The sequence below is a fragment of the Nonomuraea sp. AD125B genome, assembly GCF_041402765.1.
Classification (GTDB): Bacteria; Actinomycetota; Actinomycetes; order Streptosporangiales; family Streptosporangiaceae; genus Nonomuraea; species Nonomuraea bangladeshensis.
This window is the reverse complement of sequence record NZ_JBGLOU010000004.1, coordinates 128476-148814: the sequence shown is the minus strand read 5'-3', so window position 1 is coordinate 148814 and position 20339 is coordinate 128476. Positions and strand designations below refer to the sequence as shown.

Below are 20339 nucleotides of genomic sequence, written 5' to 3'. Positions count from 1 at the left end.
CGTGAAGCCCTCGGCCGCCGCCGAGCGGCGGGCCCGGCGTCGCGCGGCCGCCCGCGCCAAGGCCAGGCCCACGCCCGAGCTCGTGCCCGACGCCCCGAAGGAGAGCACGGACGACGGCGAGCCGATCATCCGGGTTGAGCAGGCGTGGAAGTGGTTCGGCTCCACCGACGTGCTGCGAGGGGTGAACCTCACCGTCCGTCCCAGGCGGACCCTCGTCCTGCTCGGCCCGTCGGGCAGCGGCAAGTCCACCCTGCTGCGCTGCGTCAACGCCCTGGAACGCCTGGACTCCGGCCTGGTCGAGGTGGAGGGCCGGCGGGTCGGGCTGCGCGAGGCCGGCGGGCGGCTGCACGAGCTGACCGAGGCCGAGCTGTGCCGGCAGCGGGTCCGTATCGGCATGGTGTTCCAGCGTTTCAACCTGTTCCCGCACATGACCGCGCTGGAGAACGTCACGCTCGGCCCCCGGCGCGTACTGGGCCTGTCCCGCGCCCAGGCCGAGGCGGAGGCCGAGCGGCTGCTGACCCGGGTCGGCCTGCGCGACAAGCTCGATTCCTACCCGTCACAGCTGTCCGGCGGGCAGCAGCAGCGGGTGGCCATCGCGCGGGCCCTCGCGATGAAGCCGCACGTCATGCTGTTCGACGAGCCGACCTCGGCCCTCGATCCCGAGCTGGTGGGCGAGGTGCTCGACGTCATGAAGGACCTGGCCCGGCAGGGCATGACCATGATCGTGGCCACCCACGAGATCGGGTTCGCCAAGGAGGTCGCCGACACCGTCGCCATGCTCGACGGCGGTGTCGTCATCGAGTCGGGCCCGCCCGGGGAATGCCTGGTGGCGCCGAAGGAGGAGCGCACCAAGGCGTTCCTGTCGAAGGTCCTCGGATGACCCCCCGCTCGTCATCACGTTTCCTGGAGGTTTGAGCAGTGCCCGAGGTCATCGTCGTCGGCGCCGGCGTCATGGGCGCGTCCACCGCGTTCCACCTGGCCGAACGCGGCGCGCGTGCGGTCACCGTCGTCGACGCGCGGCACGCCGGGGAGGGCATGAGCAGCCGCTCGTCGGCCCTCGTCCGGATGCATTACACGTTCGAGCCGGAGGTACGCCTCGCGGTCGACAGCCTCGCCTTCTTCCGGGAGTGGCCGGAGCGGGTCGGGCGGCCTCCCGTGCTGCGCGAGTGCGGGTTCGTCCGGGTCGTCCAGCCCGGCGAGGCCGACCTGCTGCGCAAGAACGTCGAGATGCAGCGGGCCTGCGGGGCCGAGGCCGAGGTGATCACCGCGGCCGACGTGCTGGAGCTGGAGCCGCGCTGGCGGGTGGACGACGTGGTCGCGGCCGCGTACGAGCCGCGCGCGGGCTACGGCGACGGCGCGGTCGTGGCAGGCGATCTCCTGTCCCGCGCGCGGGACCTGGGCGTCGCCTACCGGCCCAACACCCCCGTACGCTCGCTGCTCACCGACGCCGGCGGCCGGGTGCGCGGGGTGCGTACCGACACCGGCGACCTCATGGCCGACCTGGTCGTCCTGGCCACCGGCGTGTGGACCCGGCCGCTGCTCCGGGCCGTGGGCGTGGATCTGCCCATCGAGCCCGAATACCACGAGGTGGCGGTGCTGCGGGACGGGCCCGATGGGCCGGCGTCCAGGATCGCCTGCATCGACTCGGGGACCCGTACGTACTTCCGCCCGGAGGGCGGCGGCCTGCTGCTCGGCGACTTCGTCGGCCCGCGCGACGGGATCGACCCCGACGACTTCCCGCAGACGCCGGGCGAGGAGAGCGTGGTGGAGCTGGTCGGGCGGGCCGCGCGCCGCGTTCCCGCCCTCGCCGAGTCGGGCATCAGCCGCGGCGTGACCGGCGTGTACGACATGTCGCCCGACGCCCGGCCGATGCTGGGCCCGGTGGCCGGGATCGAGGGACTGATCGTGGCGGCCGGCTTCTCCGGCATGGGCTTCAAGATCTGCCCGGCGGTCGGCCGGGCCCTCGCTGAACTGGCTCTGGGAGAGCCGCAGACCGTGGACGTCTCCGCCTTCACCCCCGACCGGTTCGCCCAGGGACGTCCGATCAACCCCCCGTACGGCTACGACGACGACTGACGGGCGCTGTACCGCAGGAACCCGGCGACCTGCAGCACGCCGATGAGCGCCACGCTCGCCACCATCGCACACCACAACCCCGCCAGTCCCCCGGCCTCGGCGGCCGGGGTCATGGTGAGGGCGAGCAGGCCGTACCCGGTGCCGGTCGAGGCGAGTTGCCAGGTCGAGCGCCTGAGCCCGACCAGCCCGTACGCCACCACGATCCCGCAGTTCCCCACCAGGGAGAAGGCCACCAGCAGCGGCACCAGGCCACCGGCGAGGCCGAGCACGGCGGCGTCCGGCGTGAAAGCGCCGAGCACCGCCCGGCCGGAGAGCAGCAGCACGAGCCCGCCCACGAGCACCCCGGCCGCCGCGATCGTGACGGCCGCCCCGCTGACGCGCCGGGCCTCCCGGCGCGAGGCCGCCCTCGCGATCTCCGGCGTCGCGGCCTGCGCCGCCGCGAAGGCCGCCAGCCCCAGGAACCCGTCCAGCGCGATGAGGATCGCGTGCGCCGCCGCCCCCTGGACCCCGGTCCGGGCGGCGGTGTACGCCACCCCGCCCAAGACCGTGAACTTGATCACCAGCGTGGCGGACATGGGAACGCCCACCCTGGCCATCCGGACGATCCGCCGCGCTCGCGGCCGCCCCGGCCACGGCGACGCGCCCGTCAGCCGCACCAGCACCCCGTTCGAGACGGCGACCGCGACGCCGGTGGACCCCAGCAACGCGACACCGATCCCCTGAACCCCCACCCTCGGCACGAGAACGAGCGACAGCGCGACCTGCGTGCCCGTGCCCGCGAGGCCGGACCAGAGCACCAGCCGGCTGCGTCCGAGCGCGACCAGCACCCCGTTGGCGCCGCTGCCCGCCGCGAACAGCAGCACGTGCAGCGCCAGGAGCAGCGGCAGCAGCCCGAGCTCCGCCACCGCCTCGTCCGGCGCCCCGCCCGCCCGCGCGATGGACGGCACCGCGAGCATGACCCCGGCGCCCACCGTGCCGAGCCCGAGCGCGAGCCACCGCGCGTCCTTCAGCACGGCGACCGCCTCGGCGGGGCGGTCGCGGTGGACGGCCACGAACGGCGCCGCCCCGCGCAGCCCACCGGCGACCGCCGCCGTGACCGGGTTCAGCACCGCGCCGGCCAGCGCGAACGCCGCCAATTGAGCGGTCGCCTGGTGCCCGAGCAGCGACGTGCCGACGAGTTGCGCGACGACCCCGGCGCTCATGGACCCGAACAGGGGAACGGCCGCACTGAGAATCGTGCGATGAGGGGAGGGCATGAAAGGCAAAATCCCGGGCGGCCTCACCGCTCGGGACAATGATCATTCTACACCCGATCGCACGCGTCCACAGCTCGCTTCAGCCGTCGTTCGATCGCCCGTGGGTGGCGTCCGAGCGAGGACCGGGCCTCCGCCAGGGCCATGACGGCCTGGCCCATCGCCTCGCTCTGCCAGGCCGCCGGCGGGCGGGCGACAGAGAACAGCCGCTCGCAGAGGCCGGCGATCCGCGCGTAGGGAGCCAGGGTCGCCGCCGGCTGGGCCTCCGGCGCCACCGGTCCCGCGTCCGGCGGGAACGCGCCCGCCTCGACGAGGTCGCGCAGCGGCGCGGACTCGTCCTCCAGCGACTCCTGGAACGCCAGCACCTGGTCCAGCAGCTCCTTGCCCCGGTCATTCCCACGGTCGTCGCCGCGCAGCTTCTCGACGGTCGCGTCCACGACCTCGCGCAGGTCCTTGCGCAGCACCCGCCCGGACAGCAGGGCGACCGTGGCCTCCTCGCCGTCCTTGAGCTCGCGCTTGAGGTCCACGCACGCGCGGGCGGTCCGGATGAGGTCGCGGGCGTGGCCACCGGACCAGGCGTGGCAGAACAGCACGAACACGTTGGAGAACTCCCGCGCCCGCCGCGACAGCAGCGTCTGCGACTCCTTCAAGGAGAGCGGGCCGACGCCGATGATGGTGTCGAAGGCCGAGTCGAACACGTCCCTCACCGGCACCCCCCGCGCGGCGAAGTTGTGCATGGCGTCCGTGGAGACCGAGAGGACGAAGTGGGCCTTGGCGACGTGGAACAGGTCCTTGAGCCCGTTGATCGCGTCGACGGCCTCGGCCGGGTTCGCCAGCTTGTCCAGCTCGTCGACGCAGATGACCACGGGCTTGCTGCTCAGCGCGAGCAGTTGGTCGATGAACTGCCGCAGCGCCTGGACCGACTCGGCGTGGGTGATCTCCCGCTCGGTCCTGGAGAGCTTGCCGCCGCCGTCGAAGCCGGTGCCGCCGACCTTGAGCGCGGCGCCCGCGCTTCTCTCGACCGTCGTCGACCAGCGCAGGAACTCCAGTTGCTGCAGGCAGAGCTCACGGACGGTCCGGGGCGGGACCGTCAGCCTCGTCCGGCTCTGGAAGAGGACCCAGCCCCGGCTGAGCATGAACCCCATGATCAGCGCGCCCAGGACGACCGCGGCGAAGCCCGCCCAGCCGAGGTCGAGCGCGTCCGGCACGGGACGGTTCTTGTCGTAGATCCATAACGTGATCATGAAGAACAGCACCACGGACGCGAGCAGCGTCCGCAGCACCGCGCGCAGCGTCGGCGCCACCATGCGGTGCCGGATGAGCGCCGCCTCGCCGGGTTTGAGCCCGACCTGTGCCAGCTCGTTGTGGATGAGGCGGGTGAACTCCACGGCGGAGTACTGCACCGGCGCGCTGACCAGGGCGACGTGGCAGTCCAGGTCCTTGTCCAGCCGCAGTTGCCGCATCAGGGTCGTCTTGCCGGAGCCGCGCGCGCCGGCCAGGCCGATGGCGGAGGACTCGTGCTCGCCGATGAAGGTGCGCAGCCGTTCGTAGGTGCGGGACGGGATGGTGTCCTGAAGGTGGAGCTCCACCAGCGCGGGAGCCTCGGACGTGCGCAGCGTGCCGCCCCAGCGCACCTCGTCGTCCTCCAGCTCGCTGATGAGGAGGCGGATCAGGGCGCGCAGCGGCGCCACCAGCGCCCTCCGCAGCTCGCGGGCGGCGTTCACGCCGCGCCGCCGGATCGCGGCCCAGCGCGCGGCGACGGCGATCGTCCCGAACACGGCCAGGCCGGACGCGAACGTGATGTTGGCCGTCCGCGTCCGGAACGGCGTCCCGTCGCTCCACAGAGCGGCCGCGAGGATGAGAAAGGCGGCCACGAGAAAGGCGAGAACGGCGACGACCCGGAGGCGGAGCAGCGCGCGGCGGGCCTCGCCGACCACCGCGATCTCTTCGCCCAGCAGCGCGGAGAGATCGCCGGACCTCTGCCGGACGTGATCGAGTATCGCGCGGTGCTGGTCGCGTCTGTACGCCAGCTCGGCGTCGTTCTCCAGCAACTGGCGGGCGGCCTGCTCCAGCTCCTCGGGCGACAGCCGATCGACCTTTTTCCGCATTCAGGTCACCATAGATGCAGTCGTGAGTCAGGGGGGTAAAAGGCGTTTCTTACGCCCGAGATTGTCTCCGTCGAGGACTTCTGACGCCAGACATAGCATGATAGAAGACTTTCTTGGATGATTGCGGCATTACCCAGCCGGATTTCATGCCAAGCCACCGTCAGGCAGAACACACATTCGCCTGCGGCGGCAGCGGATACGGGAGATCATGATTCGACAGGAATCGGCGTCGGCGGGAGTCTCTTCGTGACCTCCTACGAAGATGGGCCCTGGGTCGGCCTCCGGCCTTTCCGCAGGCCGGACGCGGCCCGTTTCTTCGGACGTGACGCCGAGAAACGCGAGCTGGCCGAGCTCTGGAAGAAACATCGGCTGACCCTGCTGGTCGGCGACTCGGGTGTCGGCAAGACCTCCCTGTTGCATGCCGGTGCGGCTCCGTACGCGGCCGCGAGCGGAGCTCGGGTGGTGCCGGTCGGCGACCTCGACTACCGCAGGTCCCTGCCGGCTCCCGTGGTCACGGCCCGGGGCCGCCCGCTCTTCGCGCTCCTGTCCTCGTGGCAGCCGGATGAGGAGGACGCCGCCCGCAGCGTCGGGCTGACGATCCGCGAGTTCTTCCAGCGGGAGACCAGGAGGGCGGGGCGCGGCACGCCGATCCTCGTGGCCGTGGACGGCGCCGACCGGATCCTGCGGCGTCCGGCCGCCGCGCTGCCCGATCACCGCCGCGTGCGCGCGGAGCTGGAGACGGCGCTGCGGGCGTTCCCCGACGTCCGGCTGCTGCTCGCCGTCCGGCCGGACTCCGTGCAGGAGGCGGGCGACCTCGGCGTGGCGCTCGGCCTGACCCCCGCGCGGTACGACCTGCCGCCTCTCGACCGGCCGTCCGCGATCGACGCGCTCACCCGTCCGCTGCTCGGCACCCACCTGCAGTTCGAGGAGCTCGTGCCGGAGCGGCTGGTCGACGCCCTGGCGGTCGAGCACGGCACGACGGGCGGGCGCGTGGAGCCCGTCCTGCTGCAGGCGCTGTGCGCCCAGCTCTGGGCCGGCCTGCGCGACGGCGGCGGCCTGTCCGTCGTCGCGGAGAAGGTGCTCGACGACGTGGACGCGGCGCTGGCCGACTACTGCACCCGCACGTTGTTCACGCTGACCACCGACCACAACCTGCCGACCTGCGAGATCGGCGGCTGGATGCGGCGCACCTTCACCAGGTCGCCGGACGAGCGGTCCCCGTACGAGGCCGTGCCCGCGCCGCGCAGCGCGCGCCCCAAGGAGATCACGGACACCGTCGTCCGCGCGGTGGAGGACCGGCATCTGCTGAAGTACTGCCGGCTCACCGGCGACGACGGCCTCCAGCTCCAGCACCCTCGGCTGGCGCGGGCCCTCCAGCGGCTCGGCGAGGCGCCGGGGCCGCAGCCGGAGCCCACCGCGGACGACCTGCTGCGCGAGTGCGAGCAGGCGATGTCCGCCGGCAACCTGCGGCTCGCCGAGAAGTACGCGCGCGCGACGCTGGAGAAGGACCGGCGGGCCCACCACGACGCGCACACCGCCGCCCGGATCGTCCTGGGCGACATCGCCTACCTGCGCGGCGACCACGGCGCGGCGGGCGAGGCCTATGAGACGGCGCTGCAGGACAAGCTGATGACGGACCGCAGGTCGCCCGCCGTCATGCACCTGTACGCCGCGATCGCGCGCCTGCACCTGCTCCAGGGAGACGCCGACCGCGCCCTCGGCGCCGCGCGCTCGGGCCTGCTGAACCAGGCGGCGGAGTCCATCGCCAGGCTGGAGGTGGCGCAGGCGCACTGGCGGGCGAACCGTCACAAGGCGGCGGTGAGAGAGCTGAACGGGCTGCTGGAGCGGGATCCGAAGCACTGCGAGGCCCTGCGCATCCGCGGCGAGATCCACGCGGACTGGGGCAACTCACAGCTGGCCGTGGCCGACCTGAGCAGCGTCGCCACCGCGGCGCCGCCCTCGGCCCGCGCGGCGTACATCATGGCGGCCAATGTGCCGGTGGCGCGGAGCGAGGTCGAGGAGCTTCGCGAGGAGGGGCGGACGCACGGCCTGGTCCTGGTGTTCCTGGCCCAGGCGGCGGACCGGCGCGGCGACCGGGACCTCGCGGCGGAGCTGGCCGAAGAAGCGCTCCAGGCGACGAGCCCGCGCCTGTTCCGCCATCACGAGAAACCGATGGGGAAAATTGCCCGCAGACAGTGACTAAAGGGCGATTTCCGCCCGAATGGGACGTTAAGCGCGTTACTGATAGTCGATGGAGTTGCTGAATCCGGCCACGACTTCGGTGTCGCGGGGGTCCGGCGACATCAGGCTCCGCAGCGCGTGGGCGAACGCCGAACTGTCGAGCTCATCGAGGTCGCGAAGGGACAAATCGGAGCAATCAGGCAGCTGACCTGCCAGGTCGTTCTGCTGCTGCTCCATGAGGGACTCCCAGCTCGATACATCATGGTGCTATGTCCGGGCCAGCATACAAGCTGAGCCTCCGCGCCTGACACCGGGGCTCGTTCAAAGGCCAGCACTAAAAGGTCATGGCCGGGCCCGAAGGAACCATTTACGATAGCGAAATCTTGCCCGACGTTGGCATTGAAATCCGCGATCCGGAGGTGTCCCTTATGACCGGTACGCACCAGAGTGAGGTACGACGGTCAGGCACCCCGGAGGTATGGGGCAAGGTGCCGCCCAGGAACAAGAACTTCACCGGCCGGGAAGAGCTCCTGGAGAAACTGCGCGCCGGGATGACCGCCGGCACCACCGGTCAGGTCACGGTCGTGCTCCCCCAGGTGCTCCCCCACGCCCTGCACGGCCTCGGCGGCGTCGGCAAGACGCAGATGGCGGTCGAATACGCCTACCGCTACGGCAACGAGTACGACCTCGTCTGGTGGATCTCCGCCGACCAGCGCGTGCTCATCCGCTCGTCGCTGGCGGCCCTGGCGCCCCACCTCGAACTGCCGTCGGCGGCGGCCGTCGGCGTCGAGGACGCCGCCAACGCGGCGCTGGACGCGCTGCGGCGCGGCCAGCCGTACGACCGATGGCTGCTCATCTTCGACAACGCCGACGAGCCGGAGGAGATCAGGGACGTCATCCCCGACGGGCCCGGCCACGTCCTGATCACCTCGCGCAACCACCGGTGGGAGGACGTCGTCGAGGCCGTGCCCGTCGACGTCTTCAGCCGCAAGGAGAGCATCGCCTTCCTCACCAAGCGGGTGCGCCGCGCCCTCGCCCCCGAGGACGCCGACCGGCTCGCCGAGCAGCTGGGGGACCTCCCCCTGGCGCTGGAGCAGGCCGGCGCGCTCCAGGCGGAGACGGGCATGCCCGTCGACGAGTACATCGAGCTGCTCAACGAGCACACCGGGCAGCTCCTCAGCGAGGGCAAGCCGACCGAATACCCGATCTCGATGACGGCGGCGTGGAACCTGTCGGTGAGCCGGCTGAGCGAGCGCCGGCCGGAGGCCATCGACCTGCTGCGCTGCTGCGCCTTCTTCGGCCCCGAGCCGATCCCGCGCGACGTGTTCAGCCAGCGGGTCAGCGGCCTGAGCCCGCGCATGAGCGAACTGCTCGCCAACCCGATCAAGCTGAGCCGGTCGGTGGGCGAGCTCGGCCGCTTCGCCCTCGCGCGCATCGACCCGGGCAGCCGGACCATCCAGGTGCACCGGCTGATCCAGGCCCTCGTCCGCGACGAGCTCGAACCGGAGGAGCGGGACGAACATCTCGCGGACGTCCACCGCCTGCTGACCGGCCTGCAACTCGGCAACCCGGAAGAGTCGGTCAACTGGGGGAAATACGGCGGCATCCTGGGGCACGTCGTCCCCTCCCGGGTCCAGGAGAGCCGCGACGTCAAGGTCCGCGACTTCGCGCTCGACCTGGCCCGCTACCTCTACATGTCGGGCGACGGCTTCGCCCACCAGTTCGTCAACCTCTTCATCGACCAGTGGGAGCGCGACTCCGGCCCCGACGACCCCCACGTGCTCAAGGCCTACCGCGAGCTGGGCAACATCCTGCGCCAGCTCGGCAGGTACAACGAGGTCTACGAGCTCAACCAGCGCACCCTCGCCAAGATGCGGCAGGTGGGCACGCCGGAGGACGAGCTGCTCAACCTGGTCAGCGGCATCGGCGCCGACCTGCGCGCGCGAGGCGACTTCAGCGCCGCGCTGGAGCACGACGAGGACTCCGTACGCCGCCACGAGGCCGCCTTCGGCCCCGACGACCCGCGGACCCTGCGCGCCAAGAACAACCTGGCCCTGGACTACAGCCTCACCGGCAGCTTCCAGCGGGCGCGCGAGCTGCACGAGGTCGCCTTCATCGGGTTGCAGGACGCGCAGGCGGGCGCGGCGACCGTCCTCGTCCACTGGAACTCCCTCGCCCGCGCGGTCCGGCTCACCGGCGACTACGCCGAGGCGAGCGACCTCGGCGAGGAGGCCCTCGCCTACGGCCTCGAATACCTCGGCGGCGAGCACCCCGCCTACCTCTGGACAGCGAAGGACCTCTCCATCGCCTGGCGGCGGCTCGGCGAGCTCGACCGGGCGCTGGAGATGTGCGCCGACGTGCACGGCCGCTACGTGCGGAGGTACGGCCTCGACCACCCCGACACGCTGGCCGCCGCGATGTCCCTCGCCAACGTCCAGCGCAACAACGGCCAGGAGCAGGAGGGGCTGGAGCTGGCGGCCGACACCGTGGCGCGCTACCCCCGCGTGTACGGCACCAACCACCCGTACGTCCTCGCCTGCACCGGCAACCTGGCGCTGCTCCACCGCACCTGCCAGGACCCGGAGCGGGCCCGCGCGGTCAACGAGGAGACACTCAACGACATTGAGCGCCACCTGGGCCGCGACCACCACTACTACCTGACCGTGGCGACCAACCTGGCGAGCGACCTGGCCGAGCTCGGCCACCACGAGGCGGCCGTAGAGCGCGGCCACGACACCTACCGCCGGCTGCGGGAGCTGGTCGGCCCGGACCACCCGGTCGCCCTCGCCTGCGCCGCCAACCTCTCCGCCGACCTCAAGCGCCTCGGCACGCCGGAGGCCGTCGAGGAGGCGGAGCGGCTGAGGGAGGACACCCGCGAGAAATACGCGCACCGCCTCGGCCTCGAACACCCCGACGCCGTCGCCTTCCTCGAAGGACGGCACCTGGACCTCGACTTCGACCCGCCGCCGATCTGACCGGGACGACGCCCAGGGCCTACGGCGCGGCCGGGGCCTACGGCGCGGCCAGGACCTACGGCGCGGCCGGAGCCGGCACCTGCTCGGCCGGCGGCTCGCCGTTGCGCGCGCGCCAGCCGGCCAGGTGCCGGCCGGCCGAGCCCCGGGCCCGGAGCGTCGCCTCGGCCGGGACGTCCTCGGCGCCCATCGCGGCCATCACGTCCGCCATCCCGGCGGCGAACACCTCGCCCTCGGGGGTGAGCCGCCCGCTCGCCCGCAGCGTGCGGATCACGGCGTCGGTGCCCTCGCGCCACCGTACGAACTCCGTGTGCGCCCGCAGCAGCAACTCGTCCGGATGCGGCTCGCGCCGTTCGACCTCCCAGAACGCGGCGATCGCCATGTGCGCGTACGCGCCCTGGAGCAGGCCGCCCAGCGGGCGCGGGTCCTCCCGCCACGGCGCGTAGTAACGGCTGCCGTCGTCCGGCCGGGTCAGCGGGATCAGGTCGAGCAGGCCGCTCAGCTTCGCGTGCTGGGACTCGTGGGCCAGGGTCACGGCGAAGGAGTGCGGATCGGGCGGCGTGGACAGGCCGATGTTGCCGAAGGCCAGTTTGGAGGTCGCGCTGGCGGTCCCGTCCGCCGGGCCGATCAGCGGGGTGAGCGCCTTGACCACGGCGTCGGTCTCCTCGGCGACCAGCGGGTGCCGCTCGACCAGGATCTCCCACGCCGGCTGGAGGGTGGTGGCCCACCGGTGCAGGTCCGCCTCGCTCAGCCGCTCCTCCAGCCGCCGCGCCCCCGGCATCCGGCCCGGATCGACGTCGTCCACGACGAACTCGACCGCCACCCCGCGGTGCTCGGCGCGGATGCGGCGCAGGCCCTCCCACGAGGGGTCCTCGCCGACGCGTACGGTCATGCCGCCCGCGCTGATCTCCGCCTCGCCGTCGGCGGTCCGTACGACGGCGGTCCGCGCGTCGCCCGGCACCACGGCCCGCCCCAGCGACGGGAGCACCACCGTGCCGTCGAGCACGGGCACCTCGACCGTCGCCGCACGCCCGGCCCGGATCGCCGCCACCGCCGCCAGCGACGCCATGACCGCCGGATCCTGCCAGGCGGCCGGCGGCGCCTCGCCCGCGAGGGCCTGGAGCGTACGCAGCCCCCAGGACCCCACGGTCGGGTAGCGCAGCACCGCCCTGACCACCTCGGGCGCGGCCTCCTGGAGGTCGGCGAGCAGGTCGTAGGCATGCCGGACCCGCTCGACGTCCTCGGTGGCGAGGTCGCGGACCCCGCGCAGGAGCAGCAGGCGTTTGCCGTCCTGCGCCGCCCACAGGCGGCCGACGGCGTCGCGGCCGCCCCCGCCCGAGGCGAGCTCGGCGAACACCTTCTGGGGCAGCAGTAGCGGGGTCAGCCTCATGACGTGGAGTGGCCTCTCTGCGGATCGGTGAGCTGCGCGGACGCCTGGCGGCGCCGGCGGCGCTCGCGTACGGCGGCGAGGTCGTCGCTCACCGCGTGCTGGACGTGCTTGATGAGCCGGAAGAGGTCGCGGCAGTAGACGCTGGGATTGGCGAACCCGGTGCCGGGGCGGTAGCGGTGGGGGTAGAGCCCGGCGCCGCACACCCGCCTGATCTCGCACGCCTGACACTCCGGCGCGAGCGCGCGCTCGCCGATCTGGCGGGCGGCGATCGGCGGCAGCATGAGCGCCGTGTCGAAGGCGCCGGCGTCGCCGACGTGCAGCGGCGTGCGCGTCGCTCCGTCGTAGGCCGACTTGAGGCTGTCCACCTGCTCGATGCCGCCGTCGGTCTCGATCACGACGACGGCGACCGCGGAGAGCCCGACGGTCTCGCTGCGCGAGGGCCGGCCGAGCAGCAGCCGGATGATCTCGTCGAACAGCCGCAGCCGCGTCTCCCGCTCCGGGGCGCGGTACCAGCGGTCGAAGACGGCGACGAGCCAGTCGCCGTAAGGGGTGTCCTCGCTGTCCGGCAGGCGGCCCGGTGGCGGAGTCTCCCAGGTGCCGTGCGGCAGCAGGAGGTCCACGGCCGGCGGCCCGTACGCCAGCAGCGCCTCGTACGTGCCTACCGGATCGTTGCGCAGGTCCACGGTGCACAGCAGCCCGCTGAACAGGTGACGGAAGGCGGGGGAGACGAGCCTGGTCAGCCCGGCGTCCACCCGGTCGAAACTGCCCTGACCGGCCGGTCCGCGGCGGTGGCGGTCGTTGGCCTCGCGGTCGCCGTCGAGGCTGACCGCGACGAGCACGCCGAGCTCGTCGAACAGCTCCAGGAAGGCGGCGTCGAGCAGCACGCCGTTGGTCTGCACCTGGACGTTCACCGTCACGCCGGGATCGACCGCGGCGCGGACGGCGCTGACCGCGTAGCGGAGGTGGTCGACGCCGGCGAGCAGGGGTTCGCCGCCGTGCAGGATCACCTCGACCTGGGACAGGCGGTTCATCCTGGCGTGCTCGGCGATGCGGGCCGCGGCCGCGTCGATCGTGGCCTGCGACATGCGCCGGGGCTGGCGGCGCCAGCCCTGGTCGGCCATCTCGTACATGTAGCAGTAGGTGCAGGCGAGGTTGCACCTACTGTGGATCTTGAGTACGAACTGCTGGAAGGGCGTCGGGCGCCAGCCGCTCTCCAGCAGAGCGCCGATGTCCAGCCCCGAGGGCCATTCCGGCCGCGCCTCTTCGGACTGCGAACTCACGCCCGCCCTTTCCGAGCTTCGAGCACCTGCGGAACGCCGCGATCCTAGCGCTCACGGGCAGGCGTCGCCGGACTTACACGCAGGCCGCCAAGCCCTGAACCGCGGGACTTTTCGTCACACCTGTCACATAGCTACGATCGAGCACCAATCCGAAGTGAGGAGAGTCCGCACGTGGCTGAATCAGGCAGGGGCGGGCGAGACGCGGCCGAGACCGCAGGCGACGACAACAGCTCGGACGGCGCTCGTCCGCGGCGGCTGGCCGGCGCGCGCCGGCTTCCTCTGCGTACGGTGCTGCTCATCATCGTGTTCGTGCCGAGTCTGACCTTCACTCCGCTGCTGGCCTCGGGCATGTACCAGCTCTCGTCCCAGTGGCGGGCGGAGCGGGCCCAGCTCGACCTCGCGACCGAGACCGCCGGCAGGCCCGCGGCGGCGCTCTTCCTCGACCTGCAGAAGGAGCGCAGGCTCACGGCCGAGGTGCAGGCCGCCGCCGAGCCGGGCGTCCGCGACCAGCTCGTCAAGCAGCGGGCGGCGACCGACGAGTCCGTACGCGCCTTCCGCTCACTCGTCGGCCAGGACTTCGCCAACGGGCAGGAGGGGCTGCCCGAGGCCGTCGCCGCGGCCGACCGCGTGCTCGCCTCCCTCGGCGCGGAGCGGCGGGCGGTGGACGCCGGCACGTCCACGGCGAGGAAGGCGTTCGACTACTACAGCCGCCTCCTGGTGGCGGACCTCGGCGTGCTCACCGCGCTCAGCCACACCGACGAGGGCCAGGTGAACAGCCGCGCGCAGATCATGATCGACCTGTTCTGGGTCGTGGACACGATCGGCCGCGAGGACGCCGTGCTGGCCCGTGCCTGGAAGACGGGCCGGCTGACCAGGGACGACTACGCCGTCGTCACCGATGCCATCGGCACCCGTACGCATCTCCTGGAGTCCAGGATCATGCCCGCGCTCACCGGCGACGAGCTGCGGCACCGCTCGCTGATGACGAGCCAGGCGTGGAACGCCCTGGTCGCCCAGGAGGCGCGCCTGGCCACCGGGGGCGACGACGCGAGCGGCCAGGTGGCGGTGCGCGGCGACGCGGCCGCCTGGCGCACGTCGGCCGACGCGGTCACCGCCCAGGTGCTGGACCTCCTCAACCTCCGGCTGGAGACCGTACGCGAGCTCGGCTACGGCCACGCCCGCATGCTGTTCGTGGTCTTCGTCAGCATCAGCAGCGTCGGCCTGCTCGCGCTCGGCCTGGTCATCTTCACGAGCTGGCGGCTCACCTCCGTCCTCCGGCGGCGCATCCTCCGCCTGCGCGAGGAGGCCCAGGAGCTCCAGGAGCGCCTGCCCAAGGTGGTCGCCCGGCTGGAGCGGGGCGAGGACGTCGACGTGGACGCCGAGGTCCACCTGGTCGAGCCCACCCCCGACGAGCTCGGCGAGCTGGGGGAGGCGCTCAACCAGGCCAGCCGCAGCGCGGTCCTGACCGCCGTCCGGCAGGCCGAGCAGCACCGCGGCTTCCAGCGGATGCTGCAGCGGATCGCCCGGCGTACGCAGATCCTCATCGGCCTCCAGCTCAAGAAGCTCGACGAGCTGGAGCGCAGGCACGAGGACCCGGAGGTGCTGGAGGGCCTGTTCGACCTGGACCACCTCACCGCCCGGCTGCGCCGCTACGAGGAGAACCTGGTGATCCTCGGCGGCGGGCAGCCGCAGCGCCGCTGGCGGCGGCCGGTGCAGCTGCTCGACGTGCTGCGGGCCGCGCAGGGCGAGGTGCAGGACTACCGGCGGATCACGATCGACGTCGAGGGCGAGCCCTGGGTGGCCGAGCGCGCGGTCGGGCCGCTGGTCCACGTCCTCGCGGAGCTGATGGAGAACGCCACCGCCTTCTCCAAGCCGCTGACGCCCGTCGAGGTGCGGGCCTCGCCGGTCAGCCGCGGCGTCGCGGTCGAGATCGAGGACCGCGGCCTCGGCATGGAGCCCGAGCAGTACGCGGCCGCCAACGCCCTGATGAAGTCGCCGCCGCAGCTCGACGTGATGACGCACGCCGACGACGTACGCCTCGGCCTGTACGTCGTCGCCCGGCTCTCGGCGAACCTGGGTCTGCAGGTGGAGCTGCGGCCGTCGGCGTTCGGCGGCGCCCGGGTCATCGTGCTGGTGCCGGAGACGCTGGTGGTGGAGCGCCCCCAGGAGAGCGCCGCGCCGCCCGCCGAGGAGTCCCGCCCGGCGGCGACCGGTCCCCGGCCCCGTCCCCAGGACGAGGCCGCGCGGGAGAACGCGGCCGCCGGCAACGGCCTGCCGAGCCGTACCAGGGGCCGCGCGCTGGCGAACGTGGCGGCCTCGCCCGTTCCCCCGCCGCCCGACCCGGATTCCGGCCGTCGTCCGCTGCCGCAGCGCGTACGCCAGGCCAATCTGGCCGAAGAACTCAGGACCCCGGCCACCCCGGATCCGGACGAGACAGACGAACAGCGGCTTTGGGCCTGGGGCGACCGGCCCAGCCGCTCCGGCGCCACGATCGGCGCCTTCCAGAGGCAGTCCCGCCTGCGCCGCGGCGACGACGACACCTCACCGCACCGGCCGAACGGGTCCCCCGAGCCCGGCTCCCCTACGACGGAAGATCGATGATGACGCAGCGAACCACCGCCACCAACGCCGACCTGGACTGGCTGCTGGACGGCCTGGTCGATCGAGTCGCGGGCACCCGGCACGCCATCGTGCTGTCCGACGACGGCCTGGTGATCAGCCGCTCCCGGTCCATCCAGCGGGCGGACGCCGAACGACTCGCCGCCATCGCCACCGGCCAGCAGAGCCTCGCCCGCGGCGTCGGGCAGCTCTTCAGCGGCGGCCCGGTGCACCAGGTCATCATCGAGATGGCCGAGCTGTGGCTGTTCATCACGGCGGCGGGACGCGGCACGCACCTCGCCGTGGTCGCCTCCCAGGAGGTCGACGCCGAGCTGATGAGCGTCGCCATGCACACCCTGATCCAGCAGGTCGGCCAGAAGCTCGGCACCGACGCCCGCGCTCCGGAGGCCCGCGACATCGGGGGACACGGATGAAACACTGGACGGAGGGTTTCGACGACGACGACGCCGACGAAACCCTCGTCCGTCCCTACACGATCACCGGCGGGCGCACCACTCCCGAGCGGGACGACCTCGCGCTGATCACCCTCGTGACGACGGTGTCCGACACCTTTCCCGAGCCCGGCCGCGGCCCGCGCCGGCTCCAGCCGGAGCACCGCCGGATCGCCGTCCTGTGCCACCGGCCGATGGCGGTGGCCGAGGTGGCCGCCGCGCTCGACCTGCCGGTGTCCGTCACCAAGATCCTCATTGGCGACCTGATCGAGACCGGGCAACTGCGCGCCCGGCCTCCGATGGCCTTCGCGCACGCGAACGGCCTTCCCGACATGGAAATCCTCAAGGCGGTGAGGGATGGGTTACGCGAACTCTGACCACGGGGACACCGCTCCCCTGGCGGTGAAGATCCTCGTCGCCGGCGGTTTCGGGGTCGGCAAGACGACCATGGTCGGCGCGGTGAGCGAGGTCGAGCCCCTGCGTACGGAGGAGTACCTGACCCACGCCAGCGTCGGCGTCGACGACCTGGAAGGGCTCAACGGCAAGACGAGCACCACCGTCGCGCTGGACTTCGGCCGCATCACGATCAACCGCGAGCTGGTCCTCTACCTGTTCGGCACGCCCGGCCAGGAGCGGTTCTGGTTCATGTGGAACGACCTCGTCAACGGCGCGATGGGCGCGGTCGTCCTGGTGGACACCCGGCGGCTGGACGTCAGCTTCGCCTCGATCGACTTCTTCGAGAGCCGCGGCATCCCGTTCGTCGTGGGCGTCAACTGCTTCCACGGCGTCAGGGACCGCGCGCCGGAGGAGATCCGCAAGGCGCTCGACCTCGACCCGCAGGTGCCGCTCGTGCTGTGCGACGCCCGTGACCGCCGGGCGAGCCGGGACGTGCTGCTCGCGCTCGTGGACCACCTGATGGCGGCGCACTCGCGGCCGGCGACGCCGGGCGCCTAGCCGTACCGGCTAGGCGTACCGGCCGCGTGACGGGGCCTCGACGGCGGCGGCGAGGTCGGCGGCGAGCGGCGCGAGGTCGGCCGGGCTCAGCGTGGAGACGGTGACGCGGATCGCGGGCGGCGTACGGACCCGGTTGCGCGCCCCCGGCGCGGCGGCCCAGCCCCGGGCCAGCAGGCGGGTGATCGCGGCGGACTCGTCGGCGACGGGAACCCACACGTTGAGCCCGGTCCGGCCGTGCGCCCGCACGCCGCGCCCGGCCAGCGCCGCCACCAGGCCGTCCCGCCGCTCCCGGTACGACGCCGCCACGGCCGCCGTGTCCACCGCCCCCGTACGCCAGAGGTGCGCGACCGCCCGCTGCAACAGGTGGCTCACCCAGCCGACGGCCAGCCGCTGCCGCCCGCGCAGCCGGTCCAGCGTGGCCCGGTCGCCGGTGACCGGAGCCAGCCGCAGGTCAGGGCCGAACGCCTTGGCCGTCGAACGCACCAGCACCCACCGGGACGTGACCCCGGCCAGCGGGTGCAGGGGCACGTCCACGAAGCCGTCCCCGTGGTCGTCCTCGACGAGCAGCACGTCGGGGTGCGCGGCCAGCAGGTCGCGCAGGGCCGCCGCGCGGGCGGCGGTGACGGCGGCGCCGGTCGGGTTCTGGGCGCGGGCGGTGACCACGACGGCCCGTACGCCGGCCCGCAACGCCCGGTCGAGATCGTCGGGAAGCGGCCCTTCGTCGTCCACACGCACCGGCACCGGCCGCAGGCCCAGCACCGCGACCAGGTCGAGCAAGGAGGACCAGCCCGGGTCCTCGACGGCGACCGGGTCGCCGGGACGCAGGGCGGTGGCGAGGACGCGTTCGACGGCGTCGAGGGTGCCCGAGGTGATCGCCAGATCGCCGGGCGGCACGCCGTCGCGGCTCAGGCGGGCAGCGGCCAGGGCGAGCAGGTCAGCGTCGTCGTGGGTGCCGTACATCGCGGGCCGTTCCTCATGGGCTCGGGCGGCGGCGGCGAGCGCGTCGTGCAGGGGCGGCAGCAGGGCCGCGTCGGGATTGCCCTTCGACAGGTCGCGCACGCCCGGCGGCACCTCGATGCGGATGTCCTCCCGGGTGGTGCTGGCCGGACGCGGCCGGACGCGGGTGCCGCGCCGCCCGGCGGTCTCGACCACGCCGCGCTCGCGCAGCAGCCGGTAGGCGGCCGCCGCCGTGCTGGGGCTGACCCCGGCCTGCTGCGCCAGCTCGCGGATCGGGGGGAGCGGCGCGCCCGGCGGCAACCGTCCCTCGGAGACGGCGGTCTCGATCCCGGTGGCCAACTCGCTGGCTGTCTCGCCGACGATCCGATATTTTTCTAGCACAAAAGACATTATGTACTAATACAAAGGAGTTCGGGTGCTTATTCATCCTTGGGACGCGGCCCTCGACGCGGACGAGTGGCGGTCCTGGCTGCGTACGCGTGACTTCGGCCTGCTGGCCGCGAACGGCGCGCAGGGCGGCCCGCCCGTGGTGGTGCCGACCCACTTCCTGCTGGACGCGGGCAGCGGCGAGGAGATCGTGCTGCATCTGGCCCGGCCCAACCCCATCTGGGCGGCGCTGGAGGCCAACCCGACCGTCGTGATGAGCGTGCACGACGACTACGCCTTCATCCCGTCCACCTGGCGCGCCGACTCCCCTGGCACCGGCGTCCCGACCAGCTACTACGCCTCGGTGCAGCTCACCTGCACGGCCCGGATCGTGGACGACAAGGAAGGCAAGGCCGACATCCTGCGCCGCCAGCTCGCCCACCACGAGCCGGACGGCGGGTACGGCGTGGTCGCCGCCGACGAGGGACCGTACCGCAAGATGTTGTCCGCCATCCGTGGGCTGCGGCTTGAGGTGATGGGCGTCCGGGCCAAGTTCAAGTACGACAGCCACAAGCCGGTCGAGCTCCGCGAGCGCGTCGCCGCCGCGCTGGCCGAACGCGACCTGCCGGGCGACGCGGGCGCGCGGGCGCACCAGCTCAGGAGGATGGGCACGCAGTAGGGCGAGCTTTCCCACACACTGTGGATAACTCACCCTTCCTGTGGATAACCACTCCCCGTAACGCCGCATCCCCAGCCAACCCCCCACCCCGGCCCACCGAGCCCAAAACCGGCTCCGCACGCACGTCCTCCCAGTACAGACCGGACGCGCAGATATCCACAGGATGATCGGCCGGCCGCGCCGAACCCCTTTCCCCGCCGTCCTTTCCGGGCGACCTCGTCCGTGCACAGCCTGTGGACGACGGGGGACTCGCCTACTCCACCCACCACCATCCGTCACCCAGCTCCCGGACCGGCCGCCCCATCCCTCCTTCTGCCGTCGGCACGAGCCGGTCGGCGCCCGGCGACGGCCCGAGGTACGCGATCCCCGCCCCGCTCTCCCCCCGCCACTCGTCCACGAGAACCGGCAGATAAAGCCCGCCATCCAGCACCCGGACCTCCCCGCCGACCGACACGTACGCCATCCACCCCGGCGGCTCGATCGGCCGCCCCTCCCGGTAGTCGGCGGCCAGCTCGGCGAACGCGTCCCGCTGCGCCCACACGACGCCGTCGACGAACGCGGTCCGCCAGTCCACCGCCCACACCCCGGCACCCCCCCACGCTCGCGGCGACCAGCACCACCGCCGCCCGCGCGTACGCCCGTACGGACAGGCGCAGGATGACCGCGACGAAGGTCCACAAGCCGCTCCACAGCCAGCCGAACCCCACGACGAGCAGCGCCCCGAACCACCCCATCTCGCGGTGGAGGGGAATCTGCAGCCAGCTCGCCGCGACCAGGAACATCCACCCCAGCACGGCCATGAGAACAGACATCCGCACAAACCGGATCGTCCCAGCCTCTCTGTCGCCTGATCAGGACTTTCACCGTCTTCACACAGAACCCGCACATCTGAATTCTCGATTTGGAGGTTGACAAGCGAACCCTCATCCGTCATCCTGAAGATGCGACCGGATAGATGGGTCTGCGTCAGCGTGGACAAAATTAGGCAGAGCGAGTACGCTCATGCTTCCACGCTCCCCTTGTGACGCCTCGTGCTGCCCGCTCGCATCCCGAGGTCGTCTGGCGTGCGTGTA

At 72.5% G+C, this 20339-nt stretch carries 16 protein-coding genes; 9 read left to right on the top strand and 7 right to left on the bottom strand.

All coding sequences use genetic code 11. The features are described 5' to 3' along the window. The first annotated feature begins 82 nt into the window (after positions 1–82). Positions 83–880 (top strand): amino acid ABC transporter ATP-binding protein, encoded by a 798-nt coding sequence (locus ACBR40_RS12470; RefSeq protein ID WP_371248985.1) that lies wholly within the window; start codon positions 83–85, stop codon positions 878–880. A gap of 38 nt (positions 881–918) precedes the next feature. Next, entirely contained in the window at positions 919–2076 is a 1158-nt protein-coding gene (locus ACBR40_RS12465) for an NAD(P)/FAD-dependent oxidoreductase (protein WP_371248744.1), read from the top strand. On the opposite strand, the gene ACBR40_RS12460 is transcribed toward ACBR40_RS12465, so the two are convergent. Together ACBR40_RS12460 and ACBR40_RS12455 are read right to left on the bottom strand one after the other, a co-directional pair. Further along, on the bottom strand, positions 2061–3278 hold the full coding sequence (locus ACBR40_RS12460; RefSeq protein ID WP_371248743.1) for a polysaccharide biosynthesis C-terminal domain-containing protein: 1218 nt from the start codon (positions 3276–3278) through the stop codon (positions 2061–2063). The genes ACBR40_RS12465 and ACBR40_RS12460 overlap by 16 nt on opposite strands. Before the next feature lie 101 nt (positions 3279–3379). Beyond that, positions 3380–5437: a P-loop NTPase fold protein gene (locus ACBR40_RS12455; protein ID WP_371248742.1), complete on the bottom strand. Its 2058-nt coding sequence runs from the start codon at positions 5435–5437 to the stop codon at positions 3380–3382. A gap of 246 nt (positions 5438–5683) precedes the next feature. On the opposite strand from ACBR40_RS12455, the gene ACBR40_RS12450 reads away from it, so the two are divergent. Then, entirely contained in the window at positions 5684–7636 is a 1953-nt protein-coding gene (locus ACBR40_RS12450) for an AAA family ATPase (RefSeq protein ID WP_371248741.1), read from the top strand. A gap of 39 nt (positions 7637–7675) precedes the next feature. Here the strand turns inward: ACBR40_RS12450 and fxsA are convergent, their stop codons facing one another. After that, a complete protein-coding gene (gene fxsA / locus ACBR40_RS12445) occupies positions 7676–7855 on the bottom strand; it encodes an FxSxx-COOH cyclophane-containing RiPP peptide (protein WP_344214034.1) in 180 nt (59 codons plus the stop codon). A gap of 191 nt (positions 7856–8046) precedes the next feature. Between fxsA and fxsT the strand changes: the two genes are divergently transcribed. Beyond that, on the top strand, positions 8047–10593 hold the full coding sequence (gene fxsT / locus ACBR40_RS12440; protein WP_344214036.1) for an FxSxx-COOH system tetratricopeptide repeat protein: 2547 nt from the start codon (positions 8047–8049) through the stop codon (positions 10591–10593). Positions 10594–10648: 55 nt separating this feature from the next. On the opposite strand, the gene ACBR40_RS12435 is transcribed toward fxsT, so the two are convergent. Both ACBR40_RS12435 and ACBR40_RS12430 read right to left on the bottom strand, forming a co-directional pair. Further along, positions 10649–11980, bottom strand: coding sequence for an HEXXH motif domain-containing protein (locus tag ACBR40_RS12435; RefSeq protein WP_371248740.1), 1332 nt, complete (start codon positions 11978–11980; stop codon positions 10649–10651). Then, the gene (locus tag ACBR40_RS12430; protein ID WP_344214040.1) at positions 11977–13260 is read right to left on the bottom strand and encodes an FxsB family cyclophane-forming radical SAM/SPASM peptide maturase; all 1284 of its coding nucleotides are present in this window, start codon (positions 13258–13260) and stop codon (positions 11977–11979) included. Before ACBR40_RS12430 ends, ACBR40_RS12435 begins: the two co-directional genes overlap by 4 nt. A gap of 171 nt (positions 13261–13431) precedes the next feature. Here ACBR40_RS12430 and ACBR40_RS12425 point away from each other — a divergent pair, with 171 nt between their 5' ends. The 4 genes from ACBR40_RS12425 to ACBR40_RS12410 are packed head-to-tail and all read left to right on the top strand — an operon-like array spanning position 13432 to position 17264. Beyond that, positions 13432–15861, top strand: coding sequence for a nitrate- and nitrite sensing domain-containing protein (locus ACBR40_RS12425; RefSeq protein ID WP_371248739.1), 2430 nt, complete (start codon positions 13432–13434; stop codon positions 15859–15861). Continuing rightward, positions 15861–16292: a roadblock/LC7 domain-containing protein gene (locus ACBR40_RS12420; protein ID WP_091080779.1), complete on the top strand. Its 432-nt coding sequence runs from the start codon at positions 15861–15863 to the stop codon at positions 16290–16292. Before ACBR40_RS12425 ends, ACBR40_RS12420 begins: the two co-directional genes overlap by 1 nt. Further along, the gene (locus ACBR40_RS12415) at positions 16289–16687 is read left to right on the top strand and encodes a DUF742 domain-containing protein (protein WP_344214043.1); all 399 of its coding nucleotides are present in this window, start codon (positions 16289–16291) and stop codon (positions 16685–16687) included. Before ACBR40_RS12420 ends, ACBR40_RS12415 begins: the two co-directional genes overlap by 4 nt. Then, positions 16668–17264, top strand: coding sequence for an ATP/GTP-binding protein (locus ACBR40_RS12410; RefSeq protein ID WP_364461214.1), 597 nt, complete (start codon positions 16668–16670; stop codon positions 17262–17264). Before ACBR40_RS12415 ends, ACBR40_RS12410 begins: the two co-directional genes overlap by 20 nt. A 9-nt stretch (positions 17265–17273) precedes the next feature. On the opposite strand, the gene ACBR40_RS12405 is transcribed toward ACBR40_RS12410, so the two are convergent. Then, positions 17274–18602, bottom strand: coding sequence for an aminotransferase class I/II-fold pyridoxal phosphate-dependent enzyme (locus tag ACBR40_RS12405; RefSeq protein ID WP_371248738.1), 1329 nt, complete (start codon positions 18600–18602; stop codon positions 17274–17276). A 34-nt stretch (positions 18603–18636) separates the two neighbouring features. Here ACBR40_RS12405 and ACBR40_RS12400 point away from each other — a divergent pair, with 34 nt between their 5' ends. Then, on the top strand, positions 18637–19266 hold the full coding sequence (locus tag ACBR40_RS12400; RefSeq protein ID WP_344214049.1) for an FMN-binding negative transcriptional regulator: 630 nt from the start codon (positions 18637–18639) through the stop codon (positions 19264–19266). Between the two features lie 253 nt (positions 19267–19519). Here ACBR40_RS12400 and ACBR40_RS12395 read toward each other — a convergent pair whose 3' ends face one another. After that, positions 19520–19840, bottom strand: a complete 321-nt coding sequence (locus ACBR40_RS12395; RefSeq protein WP_371248737.1) for a hypothetical protein — start codon at positions 19838–19840, stop codon at positions 19520–19522. Positions 19841–20339 lie beyond the last annotated feature (499 nt).

Coding starts and splice junctions, on each gene's coding strand:
- ACBR40_RS12460 (WP_371248743.1), bottom strand. CDS start 3,278: ATGAGCGCCGGGGTCGTCGCGCAACTCGTCGGCACGTCGCTGCTCGGG.
- ACBR40_RS12455 (WP_371248742.1), bottom strand. CDS start 5,437: ATGCGGAAAAAGGTCGATCGGCTGTCGCCCGAGGAGCTGGAGCAGGCC.
- fxsA (WP_344214034.1), bottom strand. CDS start 7,855: ATGGAGCAGCAGCAGAACGACCTGGCAGGTCAGCTGCCTGATTGCTCC.
- fxsT (WP_344214036.1), top strand. CDS start 8,047: ATGACCGGTACGCACCAGAGTGAGGTACGACGGTCAGGCACCCCGGAG.
- ACBR40_RS12435 (WP_371248740.1), bottom strand. CDS start 11,980: ATGAGGCTGACCCCGCTACTGCTGCCCCAGAAGGTGTTCGCCGAGCTC.
- ACBR40_RS12420 (WP_091080779.1), top strand. CDS start 15,861: ATGACGCAGCGAACCACCGCCACCAACGCCGACCTGGACTGGCTGCTG.
- ACBR40_RS12415 (WP_344214043.1), top strand. CDS start 16,289: ATGAAACACTGGACGGAGGGTTTCGACGACGACGACGCCGACGAAACC.
- ACBR40_RS12410 (WP_364461214.1), top strand. CDS start 16,668: ATGGGTTACGCGAACTCTGACCACGGGGACACCGCTCCCCTGGCGGTG.